Raw genomic sequence first — 6,265 nt, 5'->3', positions numbered from 1 at the left:
CGATGGCGGGGAGCGATCTGGGAAGCGGTGCCGATCAGTGCGCCGGCCGCGACAGCGGCTCCGGCAGCGGCGCGGACCTTTTTCGGCCGCGGTGGCGGCGGCGCGGTGACGGCGGGGCGGATCTGCACATCGTCACCGACAAGGCTCATAACGGTGATGGAGCTGGGGCCTAATCGATGGTGCGCCAAAGGTCCGTCCTCGCTATCCGGTCATCAGGGTCGAACGCCGTGCACGGATCCAGCTACTCGAGCCGGGTAAACGTAACGTTTCGGCATCCGTTGTGACGGTAACTCTACCGGCCCGTGACCATATCGCAACCTTTCCGGTAAAAGCGCAGTTCAGTTGGGTAATACAGTCCGCAGACCCAGTTGTGAACACTGTCTTTTTCGTAATATTTGCGAGCTTCTCACGGCAGCCTCCACCGGACGCGGTCACCCCACGGCAAACCCCCCACCTCCGCCCGCGAAAACGCCCGCCGATCGCGGCCGACCGGCAAGGTGACGAAGACAGCAATGAACCGGCTACCACCAAAGCCCCGCCCGCCGAACGACTTTCACTACCAATTCACTGCTATTGACAACCAATTTCGATTAGACTCGACCCGGCAGATCTGCACGCGGGTTTCCGCACCTTCAGCCGCAAGACCAGTTGACCCAGGAGGTCGCCGTGTCCCTAGATGTCCCCACCGCTCTACTGGAACGTGCCGAACGCGGTGATGTGACCGACGCCGAATTCGTCGAATGCGTCCGCAACTCGCTGCCCTACGCGTGGGAGGTCGTCAGTCGCGTGGCCGGCGAACTCGGTTCCGGCACCGCGGAATTCGCCGACAACGAAGTGGCCCCGCCGGACGAGACGGCGCGCGGCCAGCTGCTGCGCGCCCTGGCCTCGGACGCCATCCGGGGCGGCCTGGAACGGCACTTCGGCGTCAAACTGGCGTTCCAGAACTGCCACCGGGTGGCGGCGTTCCCGTTGTCGGCCGTCGGCGGCGAGACCTACAGCCGCTTCATCAGCCCCCGCAACCAGCTGCTCAACCAGAGCCCGGAACTGCGTAACTGCTGATCCGGCAGGTCCCCGGCGCGAATCCGCGCCGGGGACCGCGCATCCGGCCGGCAACCCGGCCCGCGCGCTCTCAGTGCACGGTCGTGACGATCAGCTCACCGTCCGCGTGCTGGGCCCGCAGCCGCTTCTTGTCGAACTTGCCGACGCTGGTCTTGGGCACCTCGGTGATGAAGGTCCAGTACTCCGGCAGCTGCCATTTCGCGAAACGATCCGCGAGGAATTCGCGCAGTTCCGCGGGTTCCACCGACGCGCCCTCGGCCGGCACGATCGCCACCAGCGGGCGCTCGTCCCACTTCTCGTCGGGGATACCGATCACCGCCGCCTCGGCCACGGCGGGATGCCCCATCACCGCGTTCTCCAGATCCACCGAGGAGATCCACTCACCGCCGGACTTGATCACATCCTTGGACCGGTCGACCAGCGTCAGGTAGCCGTCCGGGCTGATCTTGCCCACATCCCCGGTGCGCAGCCACCCGTCGTCGAACTTGCCCGGATCCACCGCCGCCCCGTCCGGCGAGTAGTAGGAGCCGGTGATCCACGGCCCGCGGACCTCGACCTCGCCCAGCGAGTTGCCGTCGTTGGGCACCACGTTCCCGTCGTCGCCGACCAGCCGGGCCTGCACTGCGGCCGGGAACCGGCCCTGGGTGACCCGGTAGGCCCAGGCCTCCTCTTCGGTCACGCCCTGCGGCGGCTGCGCCACGCTGCCCAGCGGCGAGGTCTCGGTCATCCCCCAGGCGTGGACCACCCGCACCCCGTGCTTCTGCTCGAACGCCTTCATCATCGACGGCGGCGCGGCCGCCCCGCCCACCACCACCGAACGCAGATGCGTGATGTCCTGCGGATGCGCTTCCAGCGCGGCCAGCACCCCGCCCCAGATGGTCGGCACCGCCGCCGCGAAGGTCGGTTTCACCGCGGCCATCATCTCCAGCAGCGGCCCCGGCTGCAGGAACCGGTCCGGCATCAGCAGGTTCGCCCCGGTCAGCAACGCCGTGTAGGGCAACCCCCACGCATTGGCGTGGAAGAGCGGCACGATCGCGAGCATGGTGTCGTCGTTGCGCGTCCCCATCGACGAGGGCGTGGTCGCCTGCATGGCGTGCAGCCAGTTGGACCGATGGGAGTAGACGACGCCCTTCGGGTCGCCGGTGGTGCCGGAGGTGTAGCACATCGACGACGGCGAGCGCTCGTCCAGCACCGGAAAGTCGAACTCGGCCGGGTATTTCGCCAGCAGCTCGGCGTAATCGTGCACCGTCACGCCTTCGGGCGCGGTCAGCGCCGCGACGTCACCGTTCACCACGATCACATGCCGGACCGTTTTCAGATGCGGCAGGTACTGGGCGAACATCGGCAACAGGCTGGCGTCCACCAGTACCACCTGGTCCTCGGCATGGTTGGCCACGAAGATCAACTGCTCGGCCGAGAGCCGGATGTTCAGCGCGTGCAGCACCGCACCCATCGCCGGGATCGCGATATAGGCCAGGAAATGCTCGTTGTTGTTCCACATGAACGTGCCGACCCGGTCGCCCTCACCGATGCCCAGATCGGTGAGCGCGTTGGCCAACCGGGCGGAGTCGGCCCCGACCTCGCGGTAGGTCATGGTGCGCACTCCGTCCCCCGTCCAGGTGGACACCGTGGAATCGCCGACGAAGGTGGACGCGTAGCGCAGCAGCGTGGCCAATGACAGCTGGTCGTCCATCATGGTGCTCAACATCGGAAATACCCCTAACTCATCTGGGCGGCGGACGGTTGCGCGGTGGGCCACGGTCACGCCCCTGTGAGACACAGGAACGGACATGACTCACATCACACCGCCGAACACTACCGTGGAGTAGCCGAGCGCGGTGAAGGTAGAAGGAAACCGGGCGGATTCACCGGTTGCACTGGTCAGCGCGGCAGTGAGCGGAAGGGATCGTCGACGCCGGACGGCGGGATGGAACGCAATGCCCGCGACGCCCCCTGCGGGCCACCGGCACTGCGCCATCGCCGCCGAGCACCTCACTGTGATAACGGGGATTCCGGCCCGCTGCCAAGTCAGATAACGAAATGACATCCAAACGAGACACGAGCCGGGTTCATGACCCATTGATGGGACGAATATCCGCAGCTCAAAAGCCCGTGGACCACCGGATTCACCCACTCACGCCACTAACGCCAACCCTTGCGAGCGCTCGCTTACATATGCACGCGCACGACACCCGGAGCCCGATTTCCGTGGCCGAAAATCTCGATCCACTGACCGTCGTTCTCTTCGGTGGCACCGCCGCCCGGCCTACTCTGAGAGCATGACATCGCCGTCGATCATCATCATCGGAGCCGGTTTCGGTGGGCTCGGTATGGGACTGGAGCTCCTGCGTTCCGGCGTGAAAGATTTCGCCATCCTCGAACGCGCCCAGGACTTCGGCGGCGTCTGGCGCGAGAACACCTACCCCGGCGCGGCCTGCGATGTGCCGTCCCCGCTGTATTCGTGGTCCTTCGAGCCCCGCTCCGATTGGCCCCGCCGCTTCTCCGAGCAGGCCGATATCCACGCCTATATGCGTCGCGTGGTCGGCAAATACGATCTCGAACGCCACATCCGCTTCTCCACCGAGATCAGCGACGCCGAATACGACGAGTCCGCCGCGAAGTGGCAGATCCGCACCACCGACGGCGACCGGCTCACCGCCGACGTCCTCATCTCCGCCGTCGGCCAGCTCTCCCGGCCCGCCATGCCGAACATCCCCGGGATCGACACATTCACCGGCCCCGCCTTCCACTCCGCCGAATGGGACCACTCCGTCGACCTCACCGGTAAACGCGTCGCCTGCATCGGCACCGGTGCCAGCGCCATCCAGTACATCCCGCGCATCCAGCCGATCACCGAACACCTCACCCTCTTCCAGCGTTCCGCCGCCTGGGTCCTGCCCAAGGCCGACGCCGCCTACGCCCCCCGCCACCACGCCGTCTTCAAGTACCTGCCCCCGGTCCGCTGGGCCGAACGCTTCGGCTGGTGGATGTTCTTCGAGGTCATGGCCCTGGCCCTCACCGACCTCCAAGGCATCCAGGCACCCGTTGTGAAGGTCGCCGAAGCCCACCGCACCCGCCAGGTCCCCGACCCGATCCTGCGCGAGAAACTCACCCCCGACTACGCCCCCGGCTGCAAACGCGCTCTCTTCTCCAACGACTACTTCCCCGCCCTGAGCCGGCCGAACGTCACTGTGGAGACCAACCCCATCACCGAGATCACCCCCACCGGTGTGCGTACCGCCGACGGTATCCACCACGAAGTCGACGTCATCATCTACGGCACCGGCTTCAAAGGCACCGAATTCCTGGCCCCTATGAACATCTACGGCACCGGCGGCCGCAAACTCGCCGACACCTGGGCCGCCGAAGGCGCCCGCGCCTACCTCGGCGTCTCGGTGCCGCACTTCCCCAACCTGTTCATGATGTACGGCCCCAACACCAACGTCGGCTCCGGCTCCATCGTCTACATGCTGGAAGCGCAGGCCCGCTACATCCGCCAGGCCGTCGAATACCTGCGCGACAACCCCGGCCGCGGCCTGGCCGCCCGCCCGGAAACCGAGCAGCGCTGGGACGACTGGCTACAGAAGCGCCTGAAGGACACCCCCTGGAACTTCTGCTCCAGCTGGTACCGCAACGCCTCCGGCCGCATCACCAACAACTGGCCGGGCGCCACGGTCCTCTACCGCTGGAAGACCCGCCGCTTCGACCCCACCGACTACGAGACCAGCCGTGCGGCCTGACCTGACCGGGGCCGCTCCCCACGATGCGGCCCCGGAGCGGGTGACCCGGTAGACTCTGCCCACCGGCCACGGCCCGGGCCCTCGTAGCTCAGGGGATAGAGCACCGCTCTCCTAAAGCGGGTGTCGCAGGTTCGAATCCTGCCGAGGGCACAGAGAACACGCAGGTCAGAGACCTGATCCGCCACACTCACTTGACCAACTTCAGGCCCGTGACTACATCCTGACTACATTCCGCCGAGTGATGCGCGTCCAGCCGGTCGGCAACACCATCGAGTTCGTCTTCGAACAGATGCCCGTATCGGTCCAGCGTGAGGGCGGCGGAGGCGTGTCCGAGCATCCGCTGAAGCACCTTGATGGACGCTCCGGCCCGGATCGCGAGTGATGCGGCGGTGTGCCGGAGTTCGTGCGGCGTGAACCCGGCAGGTACACCGGAATCCTTCACCGCACGGTTCCACCAGTCGCGCCGGACGTTACGCAGCCGCAATGGCTCACCGTTGGCGGCCGGGAACACCAACTCATCCGGGCCGCGCCCGTCAATCTGTTTCTTGACCATCTCCGCAACGAACTTGGGCATCACCACATCACGCGCCTTGCCGTTCTTCGGCGCACTGAACACCATGTGCCCGTTCACCTGAGTGACGGACCGATGGATACGGAGCCGGGAGCGGAGCACGTTCACGTCGGTAACGCGCAGCGCCGCCGCCTCACCGAACCGGAGCCCGCAATAGGCCAGAACGTAGACCAGCACTCCCCTACCCTCCGCAGCTCGCGCCAGCGAGGTGTACCGGCCCTGGCCCACCTTCTTCGGGTCGGCCGTGAGCACGCTCGCAGCCCGCGCCAGTGCGGGCACCTGAGCGGCGGCCAGATATCGCTTCTCGATATGTTCGGCCTTCGGCAATTCCACGTCGGCGGCCGGGTTGACGGCGATACGCCGCCGCTTCACCGCCTCGGTGAGAATCTGGTTCAGCACGGTGATGTTCTTCCGCACGGTGGCGGGCTTGACCGTCTTACCGGCGGGCTTCGCCGCTTTCTTGCCCGTGGGCTGCGTGTCCGGCTGTGCAACGCTGCGCGCAATCCATCCCTGAATCCACTCATGGGAGATATCCCCGAGGGCGGCGGTGCCGAACTCCGGGATGAGATGAGTGTCGAGGACGCCCCGGTACCGGCTGCGCGTGGACTGTGCGAGGTTCACCTTGCCCGCGAACCAGTTTTCCGCGAACTCGGAGAACTTCACGCGGGACGCGGATGGCGCGACGTAGCCGCCCGTCTTCATCGCGTGTTCGTTCTCATCTGCCCAATTTTTCGCGTCGCGCTTCGTTTTGAATCCACGCTTGCCGGTGAGTTTTCCTGCTGGATTCCGGTACTGGACGCGCCAGAATTTCTGTCCGGCCTTGTTGGTGTACTGCTCGAAGGAAGCCATTGGCCTATCTCTCTCGTGGTGGTGTTCTATGTAGCTCCTGAGCTGC

4 protein-coding genes and 1 tRNA gene are annotated in these 6,265 nt (G+C 66.0%); 3 read left to right on the top strand and 2 right to left on the bottom strand.

The genetic code is table 11. From position 1 onward, the window contains the following. Positions 1–666 precede the first annotated feature (666 nt). The gene (locus tag ON38_RS29840; protein ID WP_039828431.1) at positions 667–1,059 is read left to right on the top strand and encodes an SCO5389 family protein; all 393 of its coding nucleotides are present in this window, start codon (positions 667–669) and stop codon (positions 1,057–1,059) included. 70 nt (positions 1,060–1,129) lie between these two features. On the opposite strand, the gene ON38_RS29835 is transcribed toward ON38_RS29840, so the two are convergent. After that, a complete protein-coding gene (locus ON38_RS29835) occupies positions 1,130–2,767 on the bottom strand; it encodes a long-chain fatty acid--CoA ligase (RefSeq protein ID WP_039828409.1) in 1,638 nt (545 codons plus the stop codon). Between the two features lie 571 nt (positions 2,768–3,338). On the opposite strand from ON38_RS29835, the gene ON38_RS29830 reads away from it, so the two are divergent. Next, entirely contained in the window at positions 3,339–4,799 is a 1,461-nt protein-coding gene (locus ON38_RS29830; protein WP_039828408.1) for a flavin-containing monooxygenase, read from the top strand. Positions 4,800–4,876: 77 nt separating this feature from the next. Further along, a tRNA-Arg gene (locus tag ON38_RS29825) sits at positions 4,877–4,949 on the top strand. Between the two features lie 37 nt (positions 4,950–4,986). Here ON38_RS29825 and ON38_RS29820 read toward each other — a convergent pair. Then, the gene (locus ON38_RS29820; RefSeq protein ID WP_051165467.1) at positions 4,987–6,219 is read right to left on the bottom strand and encodes a site-specific integrase; all 1,233 of its coding nucleotides are present in this window, start codon (positions 6,217–6,219) and stop codon (positions 4,987–4,989) included. Between the last annotated feature and the right edge of the window lie 46 nt (positions 6,220–6,265).

Source organism: Nocardia testacea NBRC 100365 (assembly GCF_000308775.1).
Lineage (GTDB): Bacteria > Actinomycetota > Actinomycetes > Mycobacteriales > Mycobacteriaceae > Nocardia > Nocardia testacea.
Note: the sequence above shows the minus strand (reverse complement) of the source record. Positions and strands in the feature narration are given on the sequence as shown.

Excerpts from the sequence above, each read along its gene's own strand:
- ON38_RS29835 (WP_039828409.1), bottom strand. The coding sequence starts at position 2,767 with ATGTTGAGCACCATGATGGACGACCAGCTGTCATTGGCCACGCTGCTG.
- ON38_RS29830 (WP_039828408.1), top strand. The coding sequence starts at position 3,339 with ATGACATCGCCGTCGATCATCATCATCGGAGCCGGTTTCGGTGGGCTC.
- ON38_RS29820 (WP_051165467.1), bottom strand. The coding sequence starts at position 6,219 with ATGGCTTCCTTCGAGCAGTACACCAACAAGGCCGGACAGAAATTCTGG.